Annotated in this window: 31 protein-coding genes; 12 read left to right on the forward strand and 19 right to left on the reverse strand. The window is 55.8% G+C overall.

Translation table 11 applies throughout. From position 1 onward, the window contains the following. The first annotated feature begins 538 nt into the window (after window positions 1-538). From ACGVKB_RS12045 to ACGVKB_RS12060, 4 genes are all read left to right on the forward strand, one after another. Window positions 539-844: a hypothetical protein gene (locus tag ACGVKB_RS12045; protein WP_392351972.1), complete on the forward strand. Its 306-nt coding sequence runs from the start codon at window positions 539-541 to the stop codon at window positions 842-844. A 424-nt stretch (window positions 845-1,268) separates the two neighbouring features. Next, the gene (locus ACGVKB_RS12050) at window positions 1,269-1,532 is read left to right on the forward strand and encodes a hypothetical protein (RefSeq protein ID WP_392351973.1); all 264 of its coding nucleotides are present in this window, start codon (window positions 1,269-1,271) and stop codon (window positions 1,530-1,532) included. A 125-nt stretch (window positions 1,533-1,657) separates the two neighbouring features. Further along, a complete protein-coding gene (locus ACGVKB_RS12055; RefSeq protein WP_392351974.1) occupies window positions 1,658-1,894 on the forward strand; it encodes a hypothetical protein in 237 nt (78 codons plus the stop codon). Continuing rightward, on the forward strand, window positions 1,891-2,325 hold the full coding sequence (locus ACGVKB_RS12060; protein WP_392351975.1) for a hypothetical protein: 435 nt from the start codon (window positions 1,891-1,893) through the stop codon (window positions 2,323-2,325). The genes ACGVKB_RS12055 and ACGVKB_RS12060 overlap by 4 nt, the downstream gene beginning before the upstream one ends. A gap of 293 nt (window positions 2,326-2,618) precedes the next feature. Here the strand turns inward: ACGVKB_RS12060 and ACGVKB_RS12065 are convergent, their stop codons facing one another. The 5 genes from ACGVKB_RS12065 to ACGVKB_RS12085 form a co-directional block, all read right to left on the reverse strand. Further along, entirely contained in the window at window positions 2,619-3,074 is a 456-nt protein-coding gene (locus ACGVKB_RS12065) for an HIT family protein (protein WP_392351976.1), read from the reverse strand. Next, on the reverse strand, window positions 3,071-3,358 hold the full coding sequence (locus tag ACGVKB_RS12070) for a hypothetical protein (protein ID WP_392351977.1): 288 nt from the start codon (window positions 3,356-3,358) through the stop codon (window positions 3,071-3,073). The genes ACGVKB_RS12065 and ACGVKB_RS12070 overlap by 4 nt, the downstream gene beginning before the upstream one ends. Window positions 3,359-3,418: 60 nt before the next feature. Further along, a complete protein-coding gene (locus tag ACGVKB_RS12075) occupies window positions 3,419-4,126 on the reverse strand; it encodes an SDR family NAD(P)-dependent oxidoreductase (protein WP_392351978.1) in 708 nt (235 codons plus the stop codon). Beyond that, a complete protein-coding gene (locus ACGVKB_RS12080) occupies window positions 4,123-4,674 on the reverse strand; it encodes a TIGR00730 family Rossman fold protein (RefSeq protein WP_392351979.1) in 552 nt (183 codons plus the stop codon). The genes ACGVKB_RS12075 and ACGVKB_RS12080 overlap by 4 nt, the downstream gene beginning before the upstream one ends. 76 nt (window positions 4,675-4,750) lie before the next feature. Further along, entirely contained in the window at window positions 4,751-4,936 is a 186-nt protein-coding gene (locus tag ACGVKB_RS12085) for a hypothetical protein (protein ID WP_392351980.1), read from the reverse strand. Window positions 4,937-5,372: 436 nt separating this feature from the next. Here ACGVKB_RS12085 and ACGVKB_RS12090 point away from each other — a divergent pair, with 436 nt between their 5' ends. Then, window positions 5,373-6,356: an SDR family NAD(P)-dependent oxidoreductase gene (locus ACGVKB_RS12090; RefSeq protein WP_392351981.1), complete on the forward strand. Its 984-nt coding sequence runs from the start codon at window positions 5,373-5,375 to the stop codon at window positions 6,354-6,356. Here ACGVKB_RS12090 and ACGVKB_RS12095 read toward each other — a convergent pair. Then, window positions 6,353-7,456: a TIGR00341 family protein gene (locus ACGVKB_RS12095; protein ID WP_392351982.1), complete on the reverse strand. Its 1,104-nt coding sequence runs from the start codon at window positions 7,454-7,456 to the stop codon at window positions 6,353-6,355. The genes ACGVKB_RS12090 and ACGVKB_RS12095 overlap by 4 nt on opposite strands. Window positions 7,457-7,531: 75 nt before the next feature. Here ACGVKB_RS12095 and ACGVKB_RS12100 point away from each other — a divergent pair, with 75 nt between their 5' ends. Then, complete coding sequence (locus ACGVKB_RS12100; RefSeq protein ID WP_392351983.1) at window positions 7,532-8,410, forward strand: DMT family transporter; 879 nt, start codon at window positions 7,532-7,534, stop codon at window positions 8,408-8,410. On the opposite strand, the gene cobW is transcribed toward ACGVKB_RS12100, so the two are convergent. After that, complete coding sequence (cobW, locus tag ACGVKB_RS12105; protein ID WP_392352002.1) at window positions 8,347-9,456, reverse strand: cobalamin biosynthesis protein CobW; 1,110 nt, start codon at window positions 9,454-9,456, stop codon at window positions 8,347-8,349. The genes ACGVKB_RS12100 and cobW overlap by 64 nt on opposite strands. Window positions 9,457-9,470: 14 nt before the next feature. After that, window positions 9,471-9,983 (reverse strand): pentapeptide repeat-containing protein, encoded by a 513-nt coding sequence (locus ACGVKB_RS12110; RefSeq protein WP_392351984.1) that lies wholly within the window; start codon window positions 9,981-9,983, stop codon window positions 9,471-9,473. Window positions 9,984-10,054: 71 nt separating this feature from the next. On the opposite strand from ACGVKB_RS12110, the gene ACGVKB_RS12115 reads away from it, so the two are divergent. From ACGVKB_RS12115 to ilvD, 3 genes are read left to right on the forward strand one after another with little or no spacing between them, the layout of a single operon-like run. After that, complete coding sequence (locus ACGVKB_RS12115; RefSeq protein WP_392351985.1) at window positions 10,055-10,669, forward strand: uracil phosphoribosyltransferase; 615 nt, start codon at window positions 10,055-10,057, stop codon at window positions 10,667-10,669. Window positions 10,670-10,692: 23 nt separating this feature from the next. Next, the gene (locus ACGVKB_RS12120; protein ID WP_392351986.1) at window positions 10,693-10,986 is read left to right on the forward strand and encodes a hypothetical protein; all 294 of its coding nucleotides are present in this window, start codon (window positions 10,693-10,695) and stop codon (window positions 10,984-10,986) included. 44 nt (window positions 10,987-11,030) lie between these two features. Next, entirely contained in the window at window positions 11,031-12,701 is a 1,671-nt protein-coding gene (ilvD, locus tag ACGVKB_RS12125) for a dihydroxy-acid dehydratase (protein ID WP_392351987.1), read from the forward strand. Between the two features lie 33 nt (window positions 12,702-12,734). Here ilvD and ACGVKB_RS12130 read toward each other — a convergent pair whose 3' ends face one another. From ACGVKB_RS12130 to glpX, 8 genes are all read right to left on the reverse strand, one after another. Next, window positions 12,735-13,100: a hypothetical protein gene (locus tag ACGVKB_RS12130; protein WP_392351988.1), complete on the reverse strand. Its 366-nt coding sequence runs from the start codon at window positions 13,098-13,100 to the stop codon at window positions 12,735-12,737. Between the two features lie 25 nt (window positions 13,101-13,125). Beyond that, window positions 13,126-13,515, reverse strand: a complete 390-nt coding sequence (locus ACGVKB_RS12135) for a hypothetical protein (RefSeq protein ID WP_392351989.1) — start codon at window positions 13,513-13,515, stop codon at window positions 13,126-13,128. Window positions 13,516-13,518: 3 nt separating this feature from the next. Continuing rightward, entirely contained in the window at window positions 13,519-14,079 is a 561-nt protein-coding gene (locus tag ACGVKB_RS12140; protein ID WP_392351990.1) for a CIA30 family protein, read from the reverse strand. Then, window positions 14,060-14,773, reverse strand: a complete 714-nt coding sequence (gene pgl, locus ACGVKB_RS12145; protein WP_392351991.1) for a 6-phosphogluconolactonase — start codon at window positions 14,771-14,773, stop codon at window positions 14,060-14,062. Before pgl ends, ACGVKB_RS12140 begins: the two co-directional genes overlap by 20 nt. Before the next feature lie 16 nt (window positions 14,774-14,789). Then, window positions 14,790-16,208: an NADP-dependent phosphogluconate dehydrogenase gene (gndA, locus tag ACGVKB_RS12150; RefSeq protein WP_392351992.1), complete on the reverse strand. Its 1,419-nt coding sequence runs from the start codon at window positions 16,206-16,208 to the stop codon at window positions 14,790-14,792. A 136-nt stretch (window positions 16,209-16,344) separates the two neighbouring features. Then, entirely contained in the window at window positions 16,345-17,640 is a 1,296-nt protein-coding gene (locus tag ACGVKB_RS12155; RefSeq protein ID WP_392351993.1) for a glucose-1-phosphate adenylyltransferase, read from the reverse strand. A gap of 115 nt (window positions 17,641-17,755) precedes the next feature. After that, window positions 17,756-19,063, reverse strand: coding sequence for a glutamyl-tRNA reductase (locus ACGVKB_RS12160; RefSeq protein ID WP_392351994.1), 1,308 nt, complete (start codon window positions 19,061-19,063; stop codon window positions 17,756-17,758). Between the two features lie 31 nt (window positions 19,064-19,094). Then, window positions 19,095-20,099 (reverse strand): class II fructose-bisphosphatase, encoded by a 1,005-nt coding sequence (gene glpX, locus ACGVKB_RS12165; protein ID WP_392351995.1) that lies wholly within the window; start codon window positions 20,097-20,099, stop codon window positions 19,095-19,097. Window positions 20,100-20,251: 152 nt separating this feature from the next. Between glpX and rpe the strand changes: the two genes are divergently transcribed. Continuing rightward, window positions 20,252-20,935, forward strand: a complete 684-nt coding sequence (gene rpe, locus ACGVKB_RS12170; protein WP_392351996.1) for a ribulose-phosphate 3-epimerase — start codon at window positions 20,252-20,254, stop codon at window positions 20,933-20,935. A 324-nt stretch (window positions 20,936-21,259) separates the two neighbouring features. Here rpe and ACGVKB_RS12175 read toward each other — a convergent pair whose 3' ends face one another. After that, on the reverse strand, window positions 21,260-21,466 hold the full coding sequence (locus ACGVKB_RS12175) for a hypothetical protein (protein WP_392351997.1): 207 nt from the start codon (window positions 21,464-21,466) through the stop codon (window positions 21,260-21,262). 273 nt (window positions 21,467-21,739) lie between these two features. Here ACGVKB_RS12175 and ACGVKB_RS12180 point away from each other — a divergent pair, with 273 nt between their 5' ends. Together ACGVKB_RS12180 and ACGVKB_RS12185 are read left to right on the forward strand one after the other, a co-directional pair. Continuing rightward, complete coding sequence (locus tag ACGVKB_RS12180) at window positions 21,740-21,931, forward strand: hypothetical protein (RefSeq protein ID WP_392351998.1); 192 nt, start codon at window positions 21,740-21,742, stop codon at window positions 21,929-21,931. A gap of 562 nt (window positions 21,932-22,493) precedes the next feature. Then, a complete protein-coding gene (locus ACGVKB_RS12185) occupies window positions 22,494-22,736 on the forward strand; it encodes a DUF2973 domain-containing protein (RefSeq protein WP_392351999.1) in 243 nt (80 codons plus the stop codon). Between the two features lie 623 nt (window positions 22,737-23,359). Here the strand turns inward: ACGVKB_RS12185 and ACGVKB_RS12190 are convergent. Together ACGVKB_RS12190 and ACGVKB_RS12195 are read right to left on the reverse strand one after the other, a co-directional pair. Further along, window positions 23,360-23,731 carry a hypothetical protein gene (locus ACGVKB_RS12190; RefSeq protein WP_392352000.1) on the reverse strand — a complete coding sequence of 124 codons (372 nt, stop codon included), beginning with the start codon at window positions 23,729-23,731 and terminating at the stop codon, window positions 23,360-23,362. A 59-nt stretch (window positions 23,732-23,790) separates the two neighbouring features. Continuing rightward, on the reverse strand, window positions 23,791-24,276 hold a 486-nt coding region (locus ACGVKB_RS12195), incomplete at its 5' end, for a tetratricopeptide repeat protein (RefSeq protein ID WP_392352001.1).

Genomic DNA, 24,276 nt, shown 5'->3' on the forward strand with positions numbered 1-24,276 from the left:
CCTCTGGATGTCATGGCCCCAGGTGCCTTTAGCCAGACGCTTCGCTTCTCTTCTTTCAGTTCACTGTTGTTCGATTAGCCCTTCGCTTCATAGAACCAGTTCCACTGATTGTTTGGTTAGCGAGATGCACAAACGAGCGAGATAGGCCGTCTCTTCCATCCGGGAGGGGCGGCCTTCCTCTTGAACAAGCCACTGATGGACAGGGCGTGAGGAGGATCACAACCCTGCGTGCTGTCCATCAGGATCAACACCAGGTCTGAACGCGAATCTGTACGGACAGCACTCGCAGCCCATGACCTGTCAATCCATGAATCTCCATGCTGGTCTGATCGGTGCTGCCATTGCATTGATCGGGTCCACTGCCATGTCCACTCCCATGAAGTATGGAAGCGGTTCAACCATCTCAAGACCAAGCCAAGTCAGCCAGATGGACCAAACAGTGGCAACCGATTCAGAGGACTGGCTTCAGAGGTTGGGGTGAATGGAACCTCTGTCAGACGAAAGCTTGGCAAGATACGAACAGCTTCGATGGTTTCCCATGCGCGCCTCTCTGATCGCTTTCGTGTCGGCGACCCTTCTGGCCAGCGCACCTGCCCATGCTTTAACAAGCCTGGAACACCTTGAAATCAGTTTGCAAGGCGAAGCCAAAGGCTGGCTGAATGCAACCTGTACCTATTACGGACTGGGCTGGATTGATGAGGATCATGCCCGTCAAGCACTCACCCGATTGATGCAACTGATTCGTGCACACCATCTCGGTGCGACGCAGGCGGAACAAGCCAAGGCAGAAGCACTGGAGCGGGACCCGGGCTGCCAGGCGATCTGGCCAAAATCAGACGATTAAGTTCAGAGAAGGCTGGTCATGAGACACATCGACAGACAAAATAAATCCGGTGTTGGTGCTTCATGGGGGTGGTGATTTCCCTACCTCCCCACAATCCACTCAACAAGCTTGACTCCATCAAACAGCTCTAGGCTGATGCGATGAGGATGCGTCTCCTGCTTGGCATACTTCTTGTTGCAGGAGTGTACCTCGCTCCTTTTCGAGATGATGCCAGCAGATACTTCAACGAACCATCCTCTCAAGAGATAAACAACAAAATTCGCCAGGAGTGAGCTACAGATCAGACGCATGAGCCGGCCCGACCAAACGTTGACGCGAATATCAAAAAACGAATGGGTCGACAGTAAAACAAGAAGATTCAAGAATCAGCGCCATCTCTTGCTGTCCCAAGCGAGACTCGGTCCAGCATCACAACACGTGTGTCATGGCATCAACAATCAGCACATCTGATCTTGTGCAAGCCCTGAGCGATGCAAGTCGCGCACACCATGAGTACGAGACCAATGCCCTCAAGGGACATCGCGATGAACGATGGAGTGGGTGGTACGCCGGGTATGTCCTGGGACGGCTGGGCGACTTCACCACACCAACGCAACTGGCCCAGTGTCTGGAACAAGTCGATGACAACGAGGACTGGAACTTGAGTGCCGCGCAGCGGGTCATCAACACCCTCACAAGCAACACCTGAGCCCAATCCCACACAGATCACCGAAGGCTTGAAAGCCTGAAGCAACTTCGGAGCTACTACGGAGTAACCCCGAAGCTACTCAGCAGTTACTTCGCTGCTAGGATTGGCGCATTGCTCGCGCAGGAATGACCAAGGCCGTCACCCGCGAAAACCAGGTCAAGCTCACGGTGTCGGTGCCACCGAGCCTGCACGTGCTTCTTCGCAGCTGGGCCGTCTGCGAGGGACGCGAGCTCACCAGCGTCGTTCTGCAATGCGTCGAACTCTCGGTTCGACAACTCAAAAGCAACGGCTCCATCCCAACAGCGGCCATCCATAAATACGAAGCCGCTTGTGATGAACGGTTGGCCATTGGAGGGCTATGACACTCAATATTCAACAAATCATCGAAGCCCTCCAGGCACCCACCATGGAAGCCGTGATTACGCTCAGCGAACGCACGCAAACCTTGGAATGCAACCCAACAGGAACGATTTACAGCTTTTATCGATCGATCGATCAGACGGTTGTCATCGGCTACAGCGACAATCTTGATCAAATCGCGATTGACATGTCTAATCGTGATTTTCGGTTGGTAGCATCAAGGAGAGGAACGCGGAGAGAAGAGAAACTGACCAGAATGACACTGCAGGAAAACAATATAAAGTACACCTATGACGAGCATTATTTTAACGCCAATGAAGAAACTCTAAGATTACTTGAACAGCTCTATTGGCCAATCGGTTGCCTCTCTCCAGGCAACAGCCAAACCATCGAGGGAACGCCAACCCGATCTCGCGATGAAATTGCTGACTGAGGCATCCGACTCAATGAAATTCGGATGATGCATAGGTGAGGTAATACGTCATTCCTGGATGCTCTGTTTTTGGAAACTGGTCTTGATTCGGCTTCTGGGCTTGATGCTGATCCAATGACAGCGCACTGACCTGAAGCCCAACCAGCATGAATGCAGCTCCCAGGATGATCAGCAGAGATCGACGTTCGAACATATTGATGATTCGACTCCATCCATCGTCCCCGCAACCGATGGAGCAAAGATGGACGCGGGCACTGAATCAGCTGAGCATTGACTGAGAAACGAATCCGGATCTAATCCATCAAAGGATCAAACTCCCGGGCGCGTTGCACAAATCGCATCACTTCAGAATGATCCACTGCAGATTGGCGTCCTTCAGAGACCTGTCGGTAATGGTCCGCCACGGACCAGGCCGATGTCTCGGAATCCGTGACGAACCGAGGGATCAGATGCAGGTGGAGGTGCTGAGCACCCTCACCAAAAGCAATGGCGTAGACACGGTCGCAGCCGGTCAGTGACCGAATTAATTGGCTGGACCGTTGGACAACCGATCCCCATGCGGTTGCCTCCTCAAGCTCAAAGTCCACTGGCCCTGAACAATGGCGCACCGTATCGAGTAACAACCATCCCAGCAATGGGGCTGGTGCATGGTGATGTCGAAGAACCCAAAGATCACTTCGGGCAATTTCCAGCTCAGCACGTTGCAGAGCATCACCATGAACCTGACAGATGCCACAGGTGTTGTTCATCGCTTCGCAAGACCCCGTCCATTACCGATTAAGCCGAGGTCAATCACGACACCAATCGCCACGATTAACAATCCACTAAATGTTGACAGGCCTCCGAACGACGCCGTTGCCCAGCAATAGCCAAGAGTGGTTGTTGGAAAAAAAATAAGGCCAAGAACTGGGATGACCGGATTGGGGAGAGCGAAACCACTGAACGGGCTCAAAACAAAGCCTGCATTCAGAAACCAGATCAGCAACAACACCAGCCTGGGCGCGAGAAGACCGAGCGCGGCGAACAAACACATGAAGGATTGGCTGACTGATCTGTCCTATGCATAGCGACTGATTCGGGTCTCGAACACCGATCAGGTCTCCAACGTGCAATTCAGACCAATCTCAAAGGGCACAGCGGCATTGGGCAGCGCCAACAAAGTTGACGACAACCGAGCAAGGTCCTCCGGTTGGGTCATAGCCTCTGGCACCACGGAACTGACGGATCGTGCCATGTCTGTATTGACCCAACTGGGGCAAAATGCCGTCACTCGAATGCCATGGTCCCAGCCTTCATTGCGCATCGACTGACAGAGGCCGTACAACGCAAATTTGCTCACTGGATAACCAGCCATCCGACCTTTCACCCGTTTACCACTCATGGACACCAACACCTGAATGCGTCCATGACCGCTGGCGCTGAGCTGGGGCCAAGCGGCTCGGGTCAGGATCCATGGTCCCATCACATTGATGGACCAGAGCGCCTCAAGCTCAGACAACTGTCCGTCCGAAAACAGCAACGGCGTCCGATGCAAAATTCCCGCGCAATGAATCAGAGCATCAAATCCGCCAGCCCAATCGATCGCAGCACGCACCCAGGCTTCGGCGGATGCGGAAGATTGGGCTTCATAGGACTGCACCATCAACTGCTCGGGCCAAGCATCAGGATCCAGTTCCGTGCCCTGAAGATCAGCGGGATGACGCACCCCCAGACTGATTCGATGACCGTCAACCAGCAGCTGCTGCGCGATTGAATAACCGATGCCTCGGCTGGCACCACTGATGAGAACGGTACGTTTCAACATTGTGGTTCAGGAAGAAGAGCATTCAGCAGGAGATCGGGGTCACTGCCCGAGTGCAGAAGAGCGCGGTGGGAAGGTGCCAAGAACCCTGCCTCAACGGAGTCATCAAGGAACTGAATCAGACCATCGAAATAGCCATGCACATTGAGTAAAGCAATGGGTTTCTGATGGAGCCCCAACTGAGCCCAGGTCAAAGCCTCAAACAGCTCCTCAAACGTGCCGAAACCACCCGGCAAAGCGATCATTCCATCAGCCAATTCCATCATGCGTTGCTTGCGGCGATGCATGGACGGAACCCGCTCCAATCGACTCAACCCTGGATGCGCCCCCTCCGCATCGATCAACAGATCAGGGATCACACCAATCACATCCCCGGCCTCGGCGAGGACAGCATCGGCAATCACACCCATCAGGCCAAAGTCAGCGGCGCCGTACACCAGACCGACCCCGCGCTGACCCATCGCATGGCCGAGCTGCTCGGCAGCACGTGCATAACTGGGATGGTGGCCGAGCTTCGATCCGCAGTAGACGGCCAATCGCTGACCCATGGGAGGCTGATACACACACCAACCATCCTGCACAATTGAGATGGGTCAGCTCAATAGATGTGAATCAAGATTCGCCTTAGAGGTTTCCGACCCAAAGATTGTGATTTCCATCGATCGTGATGCCCCAAGACACAAAGGCGACCTCCCCTGCAATTCCATTTTGAATGATTTGAAGATCAGGTGAAACTAATGCAAGATTTCGAAGGGTGTTGAGATTGGGGTTGACCGCAGCAAAAGCGGAACGCGCCTCGAATTCTTCCATGATTGTCTTGGGTTGTACAGGTGGTTTAAGTGCCCCAAGTGGCATGAACACTCCTATAGGAAGCGCACTTTTTGGTGAGTTGGATTGTTGAAATAACTACCCATTGCCCTTCGAATCAATCGCAAGGCCACGGGCGCCAAGGACCACCGTTACAGGTTGATATTGATCAGGTGAATCACCTTCAATCAGAGTGAGCTTGTTCGCCCCCGAATCCAGCAAGGCTGATGCCCAGGCATGCGATCAGCAGCCCACGATTCAATGTTTTGAACTGATTCATGGAATTGGCGTGGTGTTATCCCTGACTAAAAGGGGGCAGTCGCTCTGTCATCCCTTCGATTGGCTCCCTCTATGAATGGGCTAAGGAAATGCCTTTAAAGTAAGAATGTTGTTGTCGTGTTCGATCAGTGCCCCGCAGTGGAAGTGCTGATTTGTGGTGATGCAGAAGCCCATGCGCGTGGTGATCACAGGGGCCACCAGTGGGATCGGTCTTCATGCCGCCCAACAGCTGCTCTCGCAGGGTCATCGACTGACTGTGCTGTGTCGCGATCCAAAACGAGCGGTCGAACGCCTCGGTTCGCCGACACCACAGCTGCGACTCCTGCCCACGGACCTGGCTAATCTCTCTCAAGTGGATCAAGCCTGCCAACAGCTTCGACGTGACAACGAGGCCATCGATGCCATCGTGCTCAATGCCGGATTGCAGTACGCCGGAGCACAGCAGGCTCGTTTCAGTGCTCAAGGCATCGAACTGACCTTCGCGGTCAATCAACTCGCACATCAACACCTGGTCACGGCACTGCTGCCGCTGATCCAAGCAGCTGAAGCCGGTCGGGTCATCATCACGGCGTCTGAAGTCCATAACCCTGCCAGCGGTGGTGGGCGCGTCGGTCAGCCGGCTGGCCTTGGGACTCTCGACGGGCTGAAACGCGGGCCTGGTTTTGAGATGGTGGACGGCCGATCCGATTTTGATGCTGATAAGGCCTACAAAGACAGCAAGCTTTGCAACCTGCTGTTGGCTCGACAACTGGTCAGCCGGCTGGCCCATGAGCGATCAACGCTTCCCGTGATCACGTGGAGCCCAGGGCTGGTAATTCCCCGCAGTGCCGATGGTTTTTTTCGCGACAGCCGCCGGGTCAATCCCCTGGGCCAAGCCATCTTTGCGTTGATTGCGAGGGACCTACTGCGGCTGACGGTGTCGGTTGAACAGGCTGGATCCCTACTCGTGGACCTGATCAGTGCAGACCAATTTGCACCCGGGTTTCACTACCTGAGCAATGTCCTAAAAGGACCCGGACGGCATCAATTTGAAGCGACGGCCACCTCCGACGAAGCCGCCAACCTCAAGCTGGCCTCCGAGCTCTACGCAACCTGTTCCTCGCTGATCACCCATGCATGCTCAAAGCCTTCTGGCACGGCTTAAAGCAAGTCGGCCTGATAACGGAAAACACGGTTCGGAATCACACTGATATTGACATCAATATCATCAAGATCGATCTCCACAGCTCGACTTTTAATGCGCTTAAAGACTTCATCCAAGACGGACGTTGTCAAAGCGTTCTCTGGAGCATTTAAGACGAGATCCAGGGTCGCTTCATTGTCAACAACTCTAACATTACTGTACAAGATACGCACCTTAGACCACAGGACAGGATTGCCTTTGATGATGTCAAAATCACTGGTCTGACCCGATTTAAACCGACGAAATTCAGCATCTAAATGCTGTCGAACACTGAAATCATGCAGAGCCGATGACAGGGGAATGCATAAAACACCTAAAAGGCCAAACCAGATCAGAAGATTGCGCCAGCAACGACTGATTGATCCATACTGTTGAAGAAGAAACACCAACAAGCTGGCGACCGTAATTCCAATCAAGTTGGCCAGAAAAAGAAGAAACGATCCTTCGGTGATCTGGTTGGTCAACCCCGCAACCGTTCCACGACCAAAGACAGCAACCACCTCCGACCCCATCGTCAGACCAATGCCACTCACACAAAGGGGTGGAACCAGGGCCACTGCGATGGCAACACCGGCAATCGAATTCGACAAACGCTCGCGGGTCATGGAAAACGAGCCAGCGATAGCGGCGGCGATGGCAATGCCGAGGTCAATCAGATTTGGTGAAGTCCTCGCGGTGATTTCCGACTGAATATGTGTGACACCCAAGGCCATGCTGATCAGAGCCGATGTAGCGATCACGCCGACCACACCCAGGGTCACTGTCACAAAGGAACGTCGCATCAAGCGACCATCGGCAACCGATATGCCGAAAGCAAGACTGAGAATCGGGTCCATCAACGGCGCCACAATCATGGCGCCAATCACGACAGCTGTGCTGTTGGAAATCAATCCAAGCGTGGCGATCACACTGGAACTGATCAGCAGAACAAAGAAGCCCAGGGATGGTTTCGAGGAAGCAATCCTCTTTTCATAAAGCTGAATTCTCGGAACTCGAGATTCAAGGTTGAGCGTCCATTGCCCACTGATCTGTGCAAAAGCATCACCAAGCAGATTCGCCATCAACTCAAGGCTTTGTTCTTAGTGTGCACAGGATTGTTGGTTTGGCCTCTGGCTGTTGAACCGACTGCAACGTGAATGCCCCCTGGACCATCCGGAGAAGTTGCCGCACTGTCCGCAGCCCTGTTGTGGACCGTGGCCAGTGGGCTCTGGAGATCACTCAGTGACAGTGCCACTGCGGTGCAACTCAACACCGTTAAGAACGCCCTCGCCACGGTGCTCTTCCTGCCGGTGCTGGTCCGGATTCCATGGCAAGAGCACCCAAGCGCTGTCGTCACTTTGCTGCTCAGCGGAATGGTTGGCATCGCCGTCGGCGACAGCTTCTATCTCGCGGCACTCCGACGCATTGGCACCCGCCGCACCCTCACCGTTGAAGCCACAGGCCCCGTTCTCGCCAGCCTGGGCTCCTTGTTCATGCAGGGTGAAGCCATCACTGCCGTGGATTTCGCTGGAGCTGCACTGGTCGCGACAGCTGTTTTATTGATTGCCCGACCGACAAGACTGGATCCCGCCGATGCACAACAGCCATTGCAGCTCCGAAATGGTCTTGTTCTGGCCTTCGGCGCTGTGATCAGTGGGTTGGTTGGGGCCTTTCTCGCCAGGGGTGTCCTGATTCAGGACGACCTCACAGCCTTGGACAGTGCAGCGATCCGTCTTCTCGGCGGCATGGTCCTCCTGCTACCAACCTGGTGGCGAAGCGGGCCGAGTCCAAAACTGATGCCCAGCCCCGATGCCGGTTGGCGGGTTGTGATAGCCACTCTGTTGGGCACCAATCTCGGCATCCTGTTGCAGCAAATGGTGTTTCAGAACCTCGCTGTGGGTCCTGGTGTCACCCTGATGAGCACCGCCCCCCTGATGGCCCTGGCCATCGCCAGGATTCGGGGCCAACGACTTCAAGCATTCGATGTGGCCGCCGGAGCCTTGGGCGTGTCTGGAGTGGCGCTGACCAGCTTATGAAGATCGCGGGACATCGCCTCTGACAGGAGCTCGGAAAACCCGAGCACAACCAGATCCATTCCACCTCCGCTTTGCGGCCGCCAGGCTGTTGGCGGTGCCGCTTCAAACCAACTGTCCAACCGGGGACCCACCATCTGAATCTGGAGAGGCAGCGTTTTGTCAGGGAACCAAACGCGACCCTTCAGGCGAACGACTTGATGGGGACCGACAAGAGCTTTCAGCGCTTGTTCCAGGGCAGCACGGACCACACGTCCTTCCAACCGAATCACACTTCCCTTGATCTCCACATGGGTGTGGTCGTGATGGTCATGGTCATGACTGTGGACGTGGCTGTGGTCGTGGTCATGGCTGTGGTCATGGCGGTGCTCAAGCCCCAGAACAATCTGGGGATCGATGTGGCCATTCCGCATCGGCAGGATGGGCGTTCCAGCTCGTGTGTCGGTTTTGAGTTGGTCGCAGACGCCAAGGAGTGCAGCCTCGCTGACACAGTCGGCACGACTCATCAGCACAAGGTCAGCGGCTTGCAGCTGGTCCTCAAACAGCTCATCGATGGCGGTGAGGTGATCCAGGCTTGGGTCGTCCCGACGCTGTTGTTCCAGAGCCTCGGGATCCGCCACCGGACTGCCCCCAGCGAGCGCTTGCCCATCCACGACCGTGACAACACCGTTGACGTGAACTTTGGAACGGATGTCGGGCCACTCAAGGGCCTGGAGCAGGGGCCTGGGCAGAGCTAAACCACTGGTTTCAACGACGATTCCGTCCAGATTGTCTGCCCGTTCCAGCAGCCGTTCCATGGTCGGAAGGAAGTCGTCCTGAACCGTGCAGCACAAACATCCGTTGTTCAGCTCAACAAGACGCCCCTCCAGTTCATCCTCCGGACAAAATCCGCAACTACGGATCAAATCACCGTCCAATCCAACACTGCCGAATTCATTGACCATCACGGCCAGTCTCTGACCGCTGGTCTGGAGCAGCTCCCGCAGCAGTGTTGTTTTGCCGGCCCCCAGGAAACCGGTGATCACCGTGACCGGCAAACGCTTCGACATGTTGGTGATCCGCTTCAGGGACGACAACCGAGACTCTCACGGGTCTCGACACCACTCCGGGGATTCACGCCGGATGCTGAGGCACACAACGCACGTTGCTGGGGAAGATCCACAACGGCATTGGTGAAGTCAGCCCCCTCAATGACGGCATTGGTGAAGCGGCTCTGCATCATCATCGCGTTGGTGAAATTGGCCCCGCGAAGGTCGGCATCGTCGAAACGACTGGCAAAGGCGACGACATCTTCGAGATCGGCATCACGCAGATCCGCACCCTGCAGTTGGGAGGTATTGATCACAGCACCGCGCAGGTCCGTGCCCGAGAGGTTCACCTCACGCAGGTCGGCCTTGAGAAATTCCTTTTCCTTGAGGTCTAAGCCATGCATGTCCCCGTTGATTTCTTGCACAGCGAACTGACCCCGCAGCTCAGGAGCCGTGATCGCGAAAGCTGGGGACGGACCTGTGACCTGAGCACAAACGATCAGAACTCCAGCAACGACGGCGAGGCAACGGCGAAACAGGCCTGTCATCAGTTCGGGGTGTCCACTGAGGGCTAACTTGTCGGATCACGTTATGGCAGCTGCCCTGTGAGCGACGCGTCATGGCCATGACATTGCGAGTGGTGGTTCCCCCCCACCCCCTGATTGCCCATTGGCTGACGGTTCTGAGACATCAGCACACACCGGCCCCGCTCTATGGAACAGCCCTGCAGGAACTGGGCCGCTGGCTGACCTATGAAGCCATCCGCGACTGGCTCCCCCACCGCCCGCAGCTCGTCACCACGGCGACGGGAGAGGCTGAAGGCAGCGTGATCGAGTCGACGGTACCCTTGCTGGCCTGTCCCATCCTTCCGGCTGGCTTGGAGCTGTGGCATGGGGCTCGGAGTGTTCTGCCCGAGGCCACGCTGTGCCTCGACACCCCAACGCAGGTCGAGGACAACGCCGGGCTGATTCTTTTTGTGGATCAGATCTCCGATGGAGAGCGGGAGGTCGCCCTGCTCCAACAACTCCAACGGGCCGGGATCGACGGGCGACGCCTGCGTCTGATCACCGCCTTAACCGCGAGTCCAGGTCTGAAGCTGATTGGTGAAGCCATTCCTGATCTGACCCTTCACACCGCATGCATCGATGCAGAGCTGACAGACAGCGGCATGATCCGCCCCGGAATTGGTGATCCTGTGCAACGTCTCAACATCAGAACCCGTTCCGCTGATTAGGCTGAGGGCCTGCGATTCGTCTGATGAGCCAGCACACCCCATCCTCTTCTGGATCCTTCGCAACGCTGGTCACCGGTGCCGTCATCGGCGCGGCAGGACTGGCCTTCTGGCTGCTGAATGAAGCCGACCGTCGCCGCCGTCTCGGGCAGCAGCGCTCAATGCTTTACGCCCCACGCATGCAGGACGGCTCGGAAGTTCTCAACACCCATCTCAACGGCCAAAACGGCAACCAGCAGCTGGAAGAACGGGTGGAGCGCCTCAACGCCGAAATTGCTCGTGTTCGCAGCCAGCTGGAGCAACTCGGATCCGAGGACTGAGCACTCGGTAGGTTGGCCGGATCTCCACAGGTCCGACCTGAACCATGCTCCGTTCCGACGCCGTCACCAAGGGGATTCAGCGTTCGCCCAACCGCGCCATGCTGCGCGCCGTTGGCTTCGGTGACGGTGATTTCGGGAAGCCGATTGTCGGCATCGCCAACGGCTACAGCACCATCACGCCTTGCAATGTGGGGCTGAATGATCTGGCCCTGCGGGCGGAAGAGGCTGCCCGGCAGGCCGGCGGCATGCCCCAGATGTTTGGAACCATCACCGTCAGCGACGGGATTTCCATGGGGACGGAGGGCATGAAATATTCCCTCGTCAGCCGGGAAGTGATTGCCGATGCCATCGAAACCGCCTGCAACGGCCAGAGCATGGATGGCGTGCTCGCCGTCGGCGGCTGTGACAAGAACATGCCGGGCGCCATGCTGGCCATGGCACGGATGAATATCCCCGCTGTCTTTGTCTACGGCGGCACGATCAAACCCGGAAAGCTGGGGGGCTGCGACCTGACGGTGGTGAGCGCCTTCGAAGCCGTTGGCCAGTTGACCAGCGGAACCATCGACGAAGAACAGCTCACCGCCGTTGAAAAAAATGCCTGTCCTGGTGCCGGCAGTTGCGGTGGCATGTTCACCGCCAACACGATGAGCGCAGCGATCGAGACGATGGGTCTCAGCCTGCCGTACAGCTCAACGATGGCAGCGGAGGATCAAGAGAAGGCTGAGAGTGCCGCCCGATCCGCCGAGGTCTTGGTGGAGGCCGTGAAGGCCAATATCCGCCCCCTGGATCTGTTGACCAAAGAAGCCTTCGAAAACGCCATCAGCGTGATCATGGCGGTCGGTGGATCGACCAATGCGGTTCTGCACCTCCTGGCCATCGCTCGCACCGCCGGGGTTGAACTCAACATTGACGATTTTGAACGGATCCGTCAGAGGGTGCCGGTCATCTGTGACCTCAAACCCAGCGGTCGTTACGTCACCGTTGACCTGCACAACGCCGGCGGGATTCCGCAGGTGATGAAGCTCCTCCTCGATGCCGGTCTCCTCCATGGCGAGTGCCGCACCGTGGAAGGCAAGACCCTGAAGGATCTGTTGGCGGATGTCCCCTCGGCACCGGCCAGCAATCAAGACGTGATCCGTCCCCTGAGCAATCCGCTCTATGCCAAGGGGCACCTCGCGATCTTGAAGGGGAACCTGGCCAGTGAAGGCAGTGTGGCCAAGATCAGCGGCGTCAAGACACCGGTGCTCACCGGGCCAGCACGGGTGTTTGAGAGCGAAGAAGACTGCCTCGCAGCGATCCTCGACAAACAAATCCATGCCGGTGACGTCGTGGTTGTTCGCTATGAGGGTCCAGTCGGAGGGCCTGGAATGCGCGAAATGCTGGCTCCGACCGCGGCGATTGTCGGCCAGGGACTGGGGGACAAGGTGGCCTTGATCACCGATGGGCGGTTCAGCGGGGGAACCTATGGGCTTGTGGTTGGACATGTCGCACCGGAAGCCGCCGTGGGTGGAACGATCGGTTTGGTGCAGGAGGGCGACAGCATCACCGTGGATGCCAACCAGCTTCTGCTGCAACTCAACGTCGAAGACGCCGAACTCGAGCGCCGGCGGGCGAGCTGGAGCCAACCAGAACCGCGTTATCGGACGGGCATCCTCGGAAAGTACTCACGTCTGGTCAGCAGCAGCAGCAAAGGAGCCGTTACGGATCAGCCTTGACGCCAAGGATGCGCCCATCGAGGCGCTCTCTCCTCACATCTCGGCCATCTGTCGCCAAATTGCCCTGGCTTTGCCAGGACAAAGTTTGAAGGCATCAGCGAATAGGTTTTCAAAGAAAGCGATACCAATCTCTTTATCGTCGAGATCAATTTGATCCATCATTGAGATTTCAAGATTGCGAGAAAGAAACGTTTGCATCATTCCCTTCTCCATCGCACCTCCTAAGGGATAACCGCCGCAATACTGCTTGGCGGTGTTGGATCCCATGGTTGCCGCGATTTCTTCGCGTTCCGCCTGGCTCAGGGGAGCGGCCTCAGCGACTGATGCACCACCGAGCCCAGACAACGTGAAGGCCAGGACGCAAACTGACAACAACCTGTTCACAACAAACCGCTCCAACGCGCTTAGTCATAGCGGAAAAAAATCAACTGTCCGCACGATCTAGCCCTGGTCTGATCAAAGTCCGCAGACGTCGACTCAGTGCTTCCATCGCAGCGGCGTCTTGAGGGGCGCTGCAGCGTTCACCACTGGCTCCATCCATCCAAACCGGATGACGGCCATGCCAAAGCATCGGGCGTTCGGGCTGGTCCCACCAACTCAGCATCAGGTTGATCTCGTCACCGCTGCGATACATCTCCAATTCGAGGTCACGATCGCTGTGACGTTGACCATCCTGATCCCGACATTCAATCCGAACGGTGAGGTCGTCAACAGGACCTGCAATGGGGTCTGCACCGGATAACAGCACCACCGAATGAATCCATGGCTTAAAGCAGACATCCGCGGAGCGGGCGATCAGAACCTGAAGATCCATCCGTCAGGACAACGCATGAATCGAACGGAGCAGCAGACGGATCGGACCGGAGCGAAAGCCTCTGTTTAGGGAACCATCATCGCCAAACTTTGAGTGCAACACTTGAATCCTCGTCAGCCCTGCCGCATCGAACCGAAGAGGCAGCCCCACGGGTTTGGCACGAACGGTGGGTCTCAGCTGAGCAAAGGGGACCTCGATAAAGGTGGTCCCAGTGGAGTTGGTCGGCACATCAATTACCCAACGCAAGCCTCCTGGAATCAGTTCCGTGAGCCCAAGTGAACCATCCCGGCAACCGAGGGCAATTTTGAGGGTTCGGCCCTCACCATCCAGCTCAAAGCGCAGCCCGGACACTGCCGAAAGGTCCAGCGGCGGTGACAGTCGCGGTGAGCGGCAACTCACAAAGCCGCCGCCCTCCTCGATCAACTCGCCCTCCAGCAGCAATCCCTCGGAGCACACATGACATCCGGCCCGGGAACGGCCGCCCATGATCGTGTCGTTCAAACAGGTCCATTCAGCGAAGTCGGTGCCCTGAAACAGGGTGGACTCAGAGGCCAGCGGCTGCATCCTGATCAACAAGGATGAGCACATCATTAGCAGGTTGAACCAAACGAGCGGGAGTGCGCTCGGCTGATTCCGTTGGATCGATCAACCGACGCAGTGCCTCCTGTTTTGCACGGCCAGCAACCAGAAAGATCACCTGACGCGCGGCACTCAGGACCGGGGCCGTCAGGCTGATCCGATCGAGACCTTTGCCACGCCCCACGGTCGCCCATGCATCGGTCACGCCGGGAGCATCCGTCCCTGGAAACAGCGAAGCCGTGTGGCCGTCATCACCAAGGCCCAACACCATCACATCAAAGATCGGCGGCGCTCCCGGACAGATCCGCTGCACCAACTCGCCAAACATGACGGCACTGGCATCCGCAGAGTCCAACTCCACGGTGGGAACCGGATGGAACGTGGCCTTGGCTCCAGGGCCCTGGGCCATCAACGTGCCACGGACCATGCGGGCATTGCTGGATTCATCGTCCGAAGACACCCAGCGTTCATCACCAAGCACCACATCCACACGCTCCCAGGGGAGACGTTCTTGACCAAGGAGGCGATAGGCATGACCCGGTGTCGACCCTCCGGACAAGGCGATCTGACAGCGATCCCGTTGTCCGAGGGCCAAATCGATCTGGGCGGCAATGGTTTCAGACGCTCGACGGGCGAGGTCCTGCGCGTCGTTGACACGCACAATCTGGTAGTTGCTCATGGTTCGACTCCTCTGCTCAGTCGAGCCACTCAGTGTGGAAACTGCCTTCCTTATCCACACGTTTGTAGGTATGGGAACCGAAGCAGTCGCGCATGGCCTGCACCAGGTTCTGGGGTAGACGGGCTGTTCGGTAGCTGTTGATGTAATCCAGCGTGCTGCTGAAACAAGGAACAGGGACTCCCGCCTCGGCGGCACCGGACACCACCTTCGCCAGGCCAGGGAGCCGACGATTGACCTGATCCGCAAACCAGGGATCAATCATGAGATTTTCCAGTTGGGGATTGATCTTGAACGCATCCTGGATTCGCTTCAACAGGCGGGAACGGATGATGCAGCCCCCCTTCCAGATCTGAGCAATCGCAGGCATGTTCAGGGAATAGTCGAGGTCGTTGGAGGCGATCCGAAGCAATTCCATGCCCTGGGCATAACTCGCGACACAGCTCAAGACAACGGCATCCATCAGCGGCGCCATCGCGTCGTCCGGACGGCCCAGATCGAAGTCCTTCACGGGAGGACCATTGAGGATCGATTCCGCATGAACACGCTGCTGCTTCATGGAGCTCATCACGCGTCCATTGAGGGAGGCGTAGATGGTTGGCACGGACGCGCCCATCTGAAGAGCGGTCACCACCGTCCAAAGACCGGTGCCCTTCTGACCAGCCTGATCCATGATCTTTTCCACAAGGTCGGCGCCATCCTCAGGATCCTTGGTGCGCAGGCAGACCTCCGTAATTTCAACCAGGTACGAGGAAAGCTCTTCGGTGGCATTCCACTGTCCGAGAACATCGGCCATCTCCACACCTGTCATGCCTTTGACCCGCTTCATCAGGTCATAGGCCTCAGCAAGAATCTGCTCGATCCCGTACTCAATTCCGTTGTGGACGGTCTTCACAAGATGACCGGATCCACCGGGGCCGATGTAAGTCACACAGGGACCATCCTCCACCTGTGCCGCCATGGTGCTGACCAAACTCTCAATGGCGTCGTAGGAGCTTTTTGTGCCCCCTGGCATCATGCTCGGGCCTTCCAGCGCACCTTTGGCACCACCGGAAACGCCCATGCCGATAAAGCCAAAGCTTTTACTCTCGAGTTGTTGAACGCGACGCTCGGTGTCTTGGTAATCAGAGTTTCCCCCATCGATCAATAAATCTCCCTCTTCGAGATACGGAGAGATCTGATCAATGACAGCATCAACGGCAGCACCAGCCTTGACCATCATCAGGATGCGACGAGGATGCTCCAGCTTGTCGACAAAATCCTTGAGATCAGTGGCACCTTGAATGTTTTTACCCGCACCGCGCCCTTTCAGAAACTCTTCTGTCTTCGCATAGGTACGGTTATAAACAACGCTTGAAAACCCATTTCTCTCAGCATTAAGGACGAGATTCTCGCCCATCACGCCGAGACCAATCAGACCGAAATGAGATTTGGACATGGCCTGAGTGACACGTGAACACTGTTTGCAGTGTGAGCAGAAAGAAGTCTGCCGTCTGCCTCAAACACACGTTCTGTCAGGAACAAACAACCAAGACCCATCAAGGGCCTTGGAGCTCAGAGGATGAAATCCGCGATCAGATCACCGTGCCATCAGCGATTGTGGCGTTCTTGACAATGACGACAATGCCATTGCGGATGTAGAAACCCTGATCAGGACGATCAGCTTCTTCAACGCGATCCTTGTTGACAATGGTCACGTTGGATCCAATCCGAGCGTTCTTATCAAGGATGGCTCCTTTGACCGTTGTTCCCTCACCCACACCAAGGGGAATGCCGCCACGCTCACGCAGCAGCGCACGCTCATCGGACGACTCAAAGTAGTCAGCCCCCATTACCAGAGTTTCTTGGACAACAGCATCGGTTTCAATCCGACTGCGGACACCCAGAACACAGTGATGAATGCTGCAGGATTTCAGAATGGAACCCTCACCGATGATGGAGTCGGTGACTTGAACATCAACCAACTTGCTCGGCGGGAGATAACGGGGACGGGTGTAGATCGGGAACTTCTCGTCGTAGAAGCTGAACGGTGGGGAAGGCTGCTGGGTCAGAGCAAGGTTGGCCTCGTAAAACGCACCGATGGTTCCAATGTCCTCCCAGTAGTCATTGAAGACGTAACTCTGAAGTTTGTCTCCGCGGGCAAGAGCTTCGGGAATCACTTCCTTACCGAAATCCTTGTGGGCGGGATTGCTGTCCAACAGGTTGAAAAGGGTCTGTCGACTGAAGACATAAATGCCCATCGAAGCCAGGTAAGGCTTTTTCTTGGCCTCTTCAGGTGACAAACCGAAGCGGGATGTATCCACAGCCATGGCCTTGAGCGATTCACCCTTCGGCTTCTCGCGGAACTCCTTGATATCGGCATTTTCATCAGTCCGCATCAGCCCGAAGGCCTCCGCCTGGGCCGGATCCACGGGCAGGGCAGCAACGGTGAGATCAGCACCGGTCTGACGGTGATGCTCGACAAACTTGCTGTAATCCATGCGGTACAGCTGGTCGCCGGACAGGATCAGGTACTCATCGACATCCCATTCCTGGAACAGCCATTGATATTTACGGACGGCATCAGCGGTGCCCTCAAACCAAGAGGGGCTGTCGGGGGTTTGTTGAGCGGCAAGCACCTCAACAAAACCTTGACCAAACGATGCGCTGAGGTTGAAACTCTGACTGAGGTGACGATTCAGCGATGCACTGTTGAACTGCGTCATCACGTACATCTTGTTGATGCCGGAGTTGATGCAGTTGCTGATCGGAATATCAATTAGACGATATTTACCCGCCAAAGGAACAGCAGGTTTAGCCCGCATCTTGGTCAACGGGTAGAGGCGAGTACCTGCACCGCCGCCGAGAATGATTGCAAGTACCCGCTTCATGACAACTCCCGAGATCGGCGTTACCAGAAGAACTTACTGGAGTTTTCCCGTTCTCGAACACCGAATGGGATCAATCCATCGAGATTGCTGGGAATCAGTCCGGGACAGGCACAAATCAGGCCTCTGGCGCAGGATCCAGGTCGAACAGACGCTCAACGGTCCGGAGGGCTTGCTGACGATCGGAACGATTCTGAGGAGCTCTCAACTGGGTTACAGGAGTATGCAGAATCTTGTTGATGATTCCCTTACTGAGCGCTTCCACGACCTTGCGCTCGCGGGCAGAGAAATCAGGGCCCATACGACTCAGTGCTTTTTGCAATTCTTCGGCACGAACGGCTTCCATCGTGGAGCGAAGACGATTAATCGTCGGAACAGCTTCGAGACTGTCCCACCAGTCAAGAAATTGCTGCGCTTCCTGCTTCAACAACTCTTCGGCCTCACGGGCCATGGCCTGACGGGCCTCCTGGTTGCGTGCAACAACCTCCTGAAGATCGTCAACGTCGTAGGACTCCACCCCCTCAACATTGGCCGCATCAGCGGCGATATTGCGAGGAACGCCAATGTCGATCAAGCGCAAAGCGCTGCGGCGGTTCAAAGGCTGAAGGCGCGCGGCGTCAATGATTGGGTCATCAGCTGCCGTGCTTGTGAACACAAGCGAACAGGTGCTGAGGCATTGGTTCAGTTCCGTTAACGGACGACACTGAATCGGCAGCTCAGGGAAATCCCGGGCCAACAGTTCAGCCCGTTCCACGGTGCGGTTCAACAGCACCACCCCTGAAGCCCCCTTGGCCTGCAGGTGCTGGAGCAGCAGACGGCTCATGCGGCCAGCGCCAACCACCGCAATCTGCTCGGTTTCCAGGGTGACCAGCTGATCGAGGCCGCGGGACTGACCGAGTTTCAACTGAGCCAGTTCAACTGCTGCGGAACTGATGGAAACGGCCCCGGTTCCAAGGTTGGTTTCACTGCGGACCCGTTTTCCAGTGCTCACCGCCTGGGTCAACAAACGGTTGAGGATGGGACCAAGAGACTTGTGCTCCTGCCCCAGGCGCATCATCTTCTTGACCTGAGAAAGGATCTGCCCTTCGCCTAAAACCAGGCTGTCCAAACCAGCCGCCACACGCATGAGGTGGTCGACCGCATCTTCGTGGTGAAAACTGAAGAGGTGGGGAGAAAGCTCGTCGGTCTGGAGACCGGAATGCCCACTTAAAAAATCATTGACAGCTGAGACGCCAAGGTCGGGATTGCGAACCAAGGTGTAGATCTCAAGCCGATTGCAGGTGCTGAGGATTGAAGCCTCAAGCACCTGTTCATTGCCCCTCAAAGATTGGAGGGACGTCTCCATGGTCTGCTCGGGAATGCTCAGGCGTTCCCGGATTTCGACCGGTGCCGTGCGATGACTGAGGCCGACGACGGCAATATGCATGGAGACGTTCCTCTCAACCAAAAAATGACAGTCAGTTCAGAGCGATGCTCTGAGCGCCGTCCTTGATGTGCACGGTGTTGGTGAAGCGACAGGTGTTGTCCAAGTTGCTGATCACCAAGCTGCTGGTGCGGGTGCAGTCGTTCTCGAACTTAACGCCATTGAAGAGCAGACCATCGGTGATGCCGCTGCCGGCAAAGATGACGTGCTCACCACAGGCGAGTTCGGCTGCGTCATAGACCTTATCGGGATCGGTGATCCCCATCTCGGCCAAACGGGCCAGGTTGCCTTCCTTCGTCATGTCCGCCCACTCGGAGGTTTGAGCGATGGCGGGGTCGTACACCAGTTGGCCTTGGAAGTGACCACCCAGGGCGCGCATGGCGGCAGCGGAAATCACGCCTTCAGGTGCAGCGCCGATGCCCATCAGGCAGTGGGTGCCGGTGCCGGCAAAACCGCAGGCGATGGCGGCCTGAACATCACCGTCGGAAATGGGCTGGATGCGAGCACCGGTGGCACGAATCTCAGCGATCAGGTCCTTGTGACGCGCACGGTCCATCACAACAATCGTCAGTTCGTCAGGAGCCAGGCCCAGGCACTCACTGAGGATCTTGATGTTTTCGGTCGCAGACTTGTTGATGTCGACCTTGCCCTTGGCTGCCGGGGGTGCAGCCAGCTTCTTCATGTAGAAGTCGGGGGCGTTGAACAGACCACCACGGTCGGACGCGGCCAAAACAGCCATGGAACCACGCTGACTGAAGGCGCAGAGGTTGGTGCCTTCGCAAGGATCAACAGCGAAGTCCACGCCGGGGCCTGTGCCACTGCCCACTTCCTCACCGATGTAGAGCATCGGAGCTTCGTCACGCTCACCTTCACCGATGACGATCCGACCCTGCATCTGAATCTGACCCATGCGCTTACGCATGGCTTCCACAGCAGCGGCGTCAGCTTCGTCTTTCAGGCCCTTGCCTGAAAGCTTGGCGGAAGCGATGGCTGCCTGCTCGACAACCTCGAGAATTTCCTGAATAAGGGTCTGATCCACGTGACTCCGAAGTGGGGTGGTGAGGGGCTGGCGAGATGGTTGGGCAGGACAGCTTGCCGCTACCGCAAGGGATCTCAACACAAAAGCGCGGCTAACTGTATCAGTGGTTGCAGGAGTCTTTAAAATCTCCCCGCAAAACCGCGACCACTTCGATGAGCACCAAGCCCCTGGTGATTTCGCCGTCGATCCTCTCGGCCGATTTCGCCCGCCTCGGAGAAGAGGTCAAGGCCGTTGACCAGGCCGGAGCTGACTGGATTCATGTCGATGTGATGGATGGTCGCTTCGTACCGAACATCACGATCGGCCCCCTGATCGTCGAAGCCCTTCGTCCAGTGACCCAAAAGCCCCTGGACGTCCACCTGATGATCGTTGAACCGGAAAAGTACGTTCCTGACTTCGCCAAGGCAGGAGCTGACATCATTTCGGTCCAGGTTGAGGCCTGCCCTCATCTGCATCGAAACCTGGCTCAGATCAAAGATCTGGGCAAAAAGGCCGGTGCGGTGCTCAACCCGGGTACACCACTCGACACGCTCGAGTACTGCCTGGAGCTGTGCGACCTGGTGCTGATCATGAGCGTCAACCCAGGGTTTGGTGGGCAGAGCTTCATCGACAACCAGGTTCAGAAGATCCGCGACCTTCGTCGCATGTGCGATGAGAGAGGACTCGACCCCTGGATCGAGGTGGATGGTGGGATCAAGGCAGCGAATGCCTGGAAAGTGATCGAGGCAGGTGCCAACGCAATCGTGTCTGGCTCGGGTGTGTTCAACCAGCCGGATTACGCAGCTGCCATCCAGGGCATCCGCGACAGCAAGTCTCAGGAAGCCGTCTTGGTCTGACCAACACGGCAGTCAAACTGAGACACATCATTAAAAACCGCCCCCGCAACCGGGGGCTTTTTTAATGCCTGCGCACACAGCGACAAGAAGGCAACTAAAGCTTGAACTCAAGAAAAAGCGCTTCAGCCTCGGCATAATTCTTGGAGTCCCGAAGAATATAAACATGAGATTTCCACCAATCCCATGTTTCGATGTCAATCAATTCTAAAAGATGATGTTCCCACTGATGCTCGGACGAAGGGAATTGCTGACTCATGCTTCGTTTCGCAGCTGAATAAAAACTAGACGACACCCCATTGATGTCTAGCGTCTGACATCAAATGATCAGGTCGTAGCAACATCGCCCAACAAGGCAGCAGAAGCAGTGCCGCGAATCAAATGGCGCAACTGCTCGGCTTTGACATCGACAAGATGATGGGACGACACAAATCCACAGTGACGAAAGCCATCCTCCTCAACACACACTTTGATGGTGCCATCAACCAACGTCTGAAGGTCAGTCATCGGGCAGAACCATGCGATTTCAAACATCCTGGCGAGTCACTCTGTCCATGCAACCCAAATGAGTGTTAATCACCAAGCAACAGGGGGTCAGCCAAGGGGAGCGTCCGTCCTCGGCGGACCCTGCAATCTCAATGGCTGATCCGACCTCGCCTCCGTTCACTCCGTTTGTGCGTGTCCCAGCACAAGCGCTGCTGCTGCCCCTTGGGCCCCTTAGCGTTGAACAGATTCTTTCCTTGAAACAAGGTATTGATCCAATACTAAGGATATGAACTTACCCCTATCTCCCTTCGCATCCCTGGCATGCTTTCCAGCAGTGACGAATGGTTGGAGTCAATTCAGTTTGCCTTCAATAAACCGTTGGATATCGATTCGGTCATTTGGGCGAAGGGCCAACTGCGTCTTCTCGAAGTTCGCGGCCATTATGCAAATCGAATAGCCGTCTTCGAAGAATTCTTCCCGGAGGACAATTACCAGCCTCTGACAACCAGCTAAACCATATCCAACTCAAAAAAAGCAGGCATCAATTGAGACGCGACCGGACCAACACAGCAGAAAAGTTGCTTGTGAACCGTACGGAGCTCAATCCTAAGCATCTGACATCAGGCCATCCGAAGCATCAAAATAATTAAGTCCAGCCAGAATAACCTAATGCCTGAATTTAACTATCACCATCTTCCAGGTCATCATCTAAAACGTCATTGGTTTCACCAGGGAGCATCAACTCGGAATCAGGACTAGCCAAAAACGAAGGAGCAACCAATCCAAGACAAACTCCCACCAAGAGAACCAAGCCGAGGATAGCCTTAACCATTTATCCCTCCAAAACAGCGATTAAGAAAACCAGACTAAACAACTAACCATGCTCTGACAATCATTAACAGCCCTGCAATGGCAATCGGAAGCCTGCTCACATGCCATTGGTTCACTCAATCTGCAGGGCGGCGGAACTGGAAGAGAGGTGGTCAACCGACGGCTTTGAGCACAGCAGTTAGAGCATCGACCCCAGCCGAAGCCAAAGCTGGTTAACGTTTCTTTACATCTTACGGTTTGAGCCGTGCTTTCTGGCCTTTTCCCGATCGTTTACGCCGCCGCTCTGACCGTTCTGATGCTTCAGGCGTTCCGAATGATGAGCATGGCAAGCACAACGGATTCACGCACAATTAAAAAGCGCAACGACAGAACAGGACTGCAAACCGTGCATCCAGAGCTCTTGGATGCAGACGGAAACCTGACAGACGAAGATCTGTGGGTCGTGCGCTTCTCCGATCAAGAGGGTTTTGCTCCATCGCAAAGCTAAATCGTGCAAGCCTAAAACCCTGTTATTGGTCTTAAAACTCTCAAATCGGGACGAAAAAGGAGAACAGCGTCACTGATGTGGGTTCAATGTAGCCCGTGCAATCCTCCTTTTTCGACCGTTTCATCAATGGATCGCCCTGGTCGTCATCTCCATAATCGTCCAGGAGCAGTCCTGAGTCTGGTCAAAGACTGAGATTTCACCCTCTCGCTGTGACCAGAAACTGATTCATCGGTGTTGAAGCCCTCCAACTCTCCAAACAACCTGACTGAGGCTGGGTTGATGTCACGTTGCCAAAGCAGCCTTAGAGCAGATCAAATGGACCGTTGTGATACGTGCATTGATGCGACAACAGGTGATGTCGATGGTCGAATTAAACCAGCGATCGCAGATCGGCTCTCGCTCAGACACTGGAATGGATCTTCCAGCCTGATCGGGAGCATGGACAGACATGAAAAAAGGGGCGATGTCTCCCAACACCCCCCTCATGGCTCGCAACCAAGCGTGATCCATCAAAAAAATGTTCGCCTGAGCACAAACGCTTAACTTTGACACCAGATCTAGTGGCTACCTGCCTAATCAGACAAGGCTGCACAGAGCTGTCCGCAGGGAGTACGAGTCTTTGTTCACCCTTTGGCACAGGTCCATCGCGCGATTCGTCCGGTGTCACCGGCCGTGAGCGTCATCTCACCCGTGCTTCGATCGAGTCTGTGACGCATCGTCGCGGCAACTGCAGGGAGTTGGTGGATCCACTCCACCGAATCACCACCGAAGACAGCTGTTTCGGTGAACAGGCGGCTGAACCCTGTGGTCGTGAGTTCAAAGGCGACCTGTGTCGTTGTCTCATCCAAGCTCAGACGCATGGTTGTATCGGTACTGGGCAGGTTGCATGTCCAATGCTCAGGAGCAGCACTGACTGGGGTTGCAGCCAACACCACACCCGCAATTGCACCAAACCATTTCAGTTCCACATCATCTCCCTTGTCCAGCGGTGCCATCATCCTTGCAGAAAGAGCTGCGATGCGAACAAGATTCTCGTCCAAGCCACGACAAACTTTTAGCAAAAATCCTTGAACAATTCGTCTGCTTGATCCTCTCCAAGCGAAGCCCCCTCTTTGAGATAGTCGCACGCTGCGCCCATATCAATCTCCCCATGCATGATACCTAGATTCCTAAAACTAATGGCTGCATAATCACTTTTAGGATCAATCTCAACCGACTTCTTACAGTCGTCGATAGCCCCCGCCTGATCGTCAAGCGCATACTTGAGGGCGCAACGATTCAACCAAGCAGCTTGCAATTTTGGGTCAATTTCAATGGCCTTGTCATAATGCGTCAACGCCGCTGACTTGTCTCCCGCCAATTCTTGAATACCGGCAAGCACAAAATGTGCAGGGCCAAAACCAGGAAACAGCCTGATCGCTTCATTGCAATCAGCGATGGCACCCGAGAGGTCGTTTAATCCACCTTTAACAGCACACCTATTGCGATAGGCCATGGGCGTTGGGGCCATTTTGATGGATGCATCACAATCCCCTAAAGC

Source organism: Parasynechococcus sp. (assembly GCF_042954325.1).
In the GTDB taxonomy this organism is placed as follows: Bacteria; Cyanobacteriota; Cyanobacteriia; order PCC-6307; family Cyanobiaceae; genus Parasynechococcus.

What these genes read in the sequence shown, in the direction of transcription:
- rpe (WP_392351996.1), top strand. Translation starts at nt 20,252, where the DNA reads ATGAGCACCAAGCCCCTGGTGATTTCGCCGTCGATCCTCTCGGCCGAT.
- ACGVKB_RS12140 (WP_392351990.1), bottom strand. Translation starts at nt 14,079, where the DNA reads ATGCAGCCGCTGGCCTCTGAGTCCACCCTGTTTCAGGGCACCGACTTC.
- ACGVKB_RS12095 (WP_392351982.1), bottom strand. Translation starts at nt 7,456, where the DNA reads ATGGCGAATCTGCTTGGTGATGCTTTTGCACAGATCAGTGGGCAATGG.
- gndA (WP_392351992.1), bottom strand. Translation starts at nt 16,208, where the DNA reads ATGTCCAAATCTCATTTCGGTCTGATTGGTCTCGGCGTGATGGGCGAG.
- ACGVKB_RS12160 (WP_392351994.1), bottom strand. Translation starts at nt 19,063, where the DNA reads ATGCATATTGCCGTCGTCGGCCTCAGTCATCGCACGGCACCGGTCGAA.
- ACGVKB_RS12065 (WP_392351976.1), bottom strand. Translation starts at nt 3,074, where the DNA reads ATGAACAACACCTGTGGCATCTGTCAGGTTCATGGTGATGCTCTGCAA.
- ACGVKB_RS12045 (WP_392351972.1), top strand. Translation starts at nt 539, where the DNA reads ATGCGCGCCTCTCTGATCGCTTTCGTGTCGGCGACCCTTCTGGCCAGC.
- pgl (WP_392351991.1), bottom strand. Translation starts at nt 14,773, where the DNA reads ATGAGCAACTACCAGATTGTGCGTGTCAACGACGCGCAGGACCTCGCC.
- ACGVKB_RS12050 (WP_392351973.1), top strand. Translation starts at nt 1,269, where the DNA reads ATGGCATCAACAATCAGCACATCTGATCTTGTGCAAGCCCTGAGCGAT.
- ACGVKB_RS12055 (WP_392351974.1), top strand. Translation starts at nt 1,658, where the DNA reads ATGACCAAGGCCGTCACCCGCGAAAACCAGGTCAAGCTCACGGTGTCG.
- ACGVKB_RS12085 (WP_392351980.1), bottom strand. Translation starts at nt 4,936, where the DNA reads ATGGAAGAATTCGAGGCGCGTTCCGCTTTTGCTGCGGTCAACCCCAAT.
- ilvD (WP_392351987.1), top strand. Translation starts at nt 11,031, where the DNA reads ATGCTCCGTTCCGACGCCGTCACCAAGGGGATTCAGCGTTCGCCCAAC.
- ACGVKB_RS12060 (WP_392351975.1), top strand. Translation starts at nt 1,891, where the DNA reads ATGACACTCAATATTCAACAAATCATCGAAGCCCTCCAGGCACCCACC.
- ACGVKB_RS12115 (WP_392351985.1), top strand. Translation starts at nt 10,055, where the DNA reads ATGGCCATGACATTGCGAGTGGTGGTTCCCCCCCACCCCCTGATTGCC.
- ACGVKB_RS12080 (WP_392351979.1), bottom strand. Translation starts at nt 4,674, where the DNA reads ATGGGTCAGCGATTGGCCGTCTACTGCGGATCGAAGCTCGGCCACCAT.
- ACGVKB_RS12155 (WP_392351993.1), bottom strand. Translation starts at nt 17,640, where the DNA reads ATGAAGCGGGTACTTGCAATCATTCTCGGCGGCGGTGCAGGTACTCGC.
- ACGVKB_RS12100 (WP_392351983.1), top strand. Translation starts at nt 7,532, where the DNA reads ATGCCCCCTGGACCATCCGGAGAAGTTGCCGCACTGTCCGCAGCCCTG.
- ACGVKB_RS12110 (WP_392351984.1), bottom strand. Translation starts at nt 9,983, where the DNA reads ATGACAGGCCTGTTTCGCCGTTGCCTCGCCGTCGTTGCTGGAGTTCTG.
- ACGVKB_RS12070 (WP_392351977.1), bottom strand. Translation starts at nt 3,358, where the DNA reads ATGTGTTTGTTCGCCGCGCTCGGTCTTCTCGCGCCCAGGCTGGTGTTG.
- cobW (WP_392352002.1), bottom strand. Translation starts at nt 9,456, where the DNA reads ATGTCGAAGCGTTTGCCGGTCACGGTGATCACCGGTTTCCTGGGGGCC.
- ACGVKB_RS12190 (WP_392352000.1), bottom strand. Translation starts at nt 23,731, where the DNA reads ATGGCACCGCTGGACAAGGGAGATGATGTGGAACTGAAATGGTTTGGT.
- ACGVKB_RS12135 (WP_392351989.1), bottom strand. Translation starts at nt 13,515, where the DNA reads ATGGATCTTCAGGTTCTGATCGCCCGCTCCGCGGATGTCTGCTTTAAG.
- ACGVKB_RS12175 (WP_392351997.1), bottom strand. Translation starts at nt 21,466, where the DNA reads ATGTTTGAAATCGCATGGTTCTGCCCGATGACTGACCTTCAGACGTTG.
- ACGVKB_RS12120 (WP_392351986.1), top strand. Translation starts at nt 10,693, where the DNA reads ATGAGCCAGCACACCCCATCCTCTTCTGGATCCTTCGCAACGCTGGTC.
- ACGVKB_RS12090 (WP_392351981.1), top strand. Translation starts at nt 5,373, where the DNA reads ATGCAGAAGCCCATGCGCGTGGTGATCACAGGGGCCACCAGTGGGATC.
- ACGVKB_RS12180 (WP_392351998.1), top strand. Translation starts at nt 21,740, where the DNA reads ATGCTTTCCAGCAGTGACGAATGGTTGGAGTCAATTCAGTTTGCCTTC.